The 2368-nt window shown below is 76.8% G+C and carries 2 protein-coding genes; both read left to right on the plus strand.

Annotated features, from left to right (window positions below):
* The first annotated feature begins 54 nt into the window (after nt 1-54).
* The gene (murG, locus tag A6V29_RS05260; RefSeq protein WP_249933035.1) at nt 55-1200 is read left to right on the plus strand and encodes an undecaprenyldiphospho-muramoylpentapeptide beta-N-acetylglucosaminyltransferase; all 1146 of its coding nucleotides are present in this window, start codon (nt 55-57) and stop codon (nt 1198-1200) included.
* Nucleotides 1187-2368 (plus strand): UDP-N-acetylmuramate--L-alanine ligase (gene murC / locus A6V29_RS05265; protein WP_249933036.1); only part of this gene is annotated, 1182 nt, incomplete at its 3' end. The genes murG and murC, both read left to right, overlap by 14 nt.

The following is a 2368-nucleotide window of genomic DNA, read 5'->3' on the forward strand; positions in this document are numbered from 1 at the left end:
CGCGCGCCCGGACAGCCCCCGGGCGAACCCCACCCACCGTCCCGGGGGAGCCCGGTGAGCGCTCCGGACTCGCGGCCGCTGTCGGTCGTCCTCGCCGGCGGCGGCACCGCGGGGCACATCGAGCCGATGCTCGCGCTGGCCGACGCCCTGCGCCGCCGTCCCGAGCCCGCGGGTGGGCTGCGGATCACCTGCCTGGGCACCGAACGCGGCCTGGAGACGCGGCTCGTGCCGGCCCGGGGATACGAGCTGCGGCTGATCCCGCCGGTGCCCCTGCCCCGCAAGCCCACCCCCGACCTGCTCCGGGTCCCCGGCCGGGTGCGGCGCGCGGTCGCCCGCACCCGGGAACTGCTCGCGGAACTGGACGCCGACGTCGTCGTGGGCTTCGGTGGCTACGTGGCCCTCCCTGTCTACCTCGCGGCCCGGCGCACCAGGGGGCGGGCGGGGGTACCGATAGTCGTGCACGAGCAGAACCCGCTGCCCGGCCTCGCCAACCGGATCGGCGCCCGGCTGGCCGCGCGGGTCGCCGTCACCACCCCGGGTACGCCGCTGCGCGGCGGGGAGCACGTGGGCATGCCCCTGCGCACCGCCATCAGCACCCTGGACAGGTCCGCCCTGCGGGCCGAGGCACGGGACACCTTCGGCCTGGACCCCGACCGGCCCACGCTGCTGGTGTTCGGCGGCTCCCAGGGGGCGGCCACGCTGAACCGCGCCGCCGTCGGTGCGGCCGATGCGCTCACCGCGGCCGGTATCCAGGTGCTGCACGCCCGCGGCCCGAAGAACACCGACGTCGAGGTGCCGGCCCGAGCGGCGACCTCCCCGCCCTACATCGTCGTGGACTACCTGGACCGCATGGACCTCGCCTACGCCGCCGCCGACTTCGCGCTCTGCCGCGCGGGGGCGGTGACCGTCGCCGAGCTCTCCGCCGTGGGTCTCCCGGCGGCGTTCGTCCCGCTGCCGATCGGGAACGGCGAGCAGCGCCGCAACGCGCTGCCCGTCGTGGAGGCGGGCGGCGGCCTGCTGGTGGAGGACGCGGAGCTGACGCCGTCGTGGATCGCCGAGCACCTGGTGCCCCTGCTCACCGACCCGGCCGCCCTGGCCGGCTACGCGGAGCACGCGGCCGCAGCCGGGGTGCCCGACGCCGACGAGCGGCTCGCGGACATGGTGCTCGAGGTGGCAGGAGGTGGCCATGAGCGCCGCTGACGTCGCCGCCTGGTCGGGGCCGGTCCCGACGCCCGAGGAGCTCGGCGCCGTGCACTTCGTGGGCATCGGGGGTGCCGGGATGAGCGGGATCGCCCGCATCCTGCTCGCCCGCGGCGTGCGCGTCTCCGGCAGCGACCGCCGGGACACCCCCACGCTGCTCGCGCTGCGCGCGCTGGGGGCCGACGTCTTCCTCGGGCACGACGCCGCGCACCTCGGCGACGCCGACACCGTCGTGGTCTCCACCGCCATCCGCGCGGACAACCCGGAGCTCGCCGCGGCGCGGTCCCGCGGCCTGCGGGTACTGCCCCGGGCGGTCGCGCTCGCGTCGGTGATGGCCGGGCGGCGCAGCGTCGCGGTGGCCGGCACGCACGGCAAGACGTCGACCACCTCGATGCTCACCGTCGCGGTGCAGGCGTGCGGCGTCGACCCGTCCTTCGCCATCGGCGGCGACCTCAACGAGTCGGGCAGCAACGCCCACGCCGGGGAGGGCGACGTGTTCGTCGCCGAGGCCGACGAGAGCGACGGCTCCTTCCTGCTGCTGGCACCCTTCGGCGCGATCGTCACCAACATCGAGGCCGACCACCTGGACAACTACGGCGACCTCGCCGCGGTCGAGGCCGCCTTCGACAGGTTCCTCCAGACCGTCGACCCCGCGGGCTTCGTCGTGGTCTGCGCCGACGACCCGGGCGCGGCCCGGTTGCGCGGCGTGCCGACCCCGGCCCGCCTGCGCACCTACGGGCGGGCCGGCGACGCCGACCTGCGCCTGGCCGACCTGGACGTCGGCAGCGAGGTGACCAGCTACACCGCCGTCCTCGACGGGGCGGAGCTCGGCCGGGTCCGCATCCGGGTGCCGGGGGAGCACATGGCGCTCAACAGCGCGGCGGCCCTGCTGGCGGGGCTCGAGCTCGGACTGCCGGCGGCCGAGCTGATCGACGGCCTGGCCCGGTTCGGCGGCGTGCACCGCAGGTTCGAGCTCAAGGGCGTGGCCGGCGGCGTGCGCGTCTACGACGACTACGCGCACCACCCGACCGAGGTCCGCGCGCAGCTGCGCGCCGCGCGGGCGGTCGCCGGCGACGGTCGGCTGGTGGTGGCCTTCCAGCCGCACCTGTACAGCCGCACGCAGGAGTTCGCCGAGGGGTTCGGCGAGGCGCTGGGGCTGGCCGACGAC

The organism is Blastococcus sp. CCUG 61487, assembly GCF_005222955.1.
Taxonomy (GTDB): Bacteria; Actinomycetota; Actinomycetes; order Mycobacteriales; family Geodermatophilaceae; genus Blastococcus.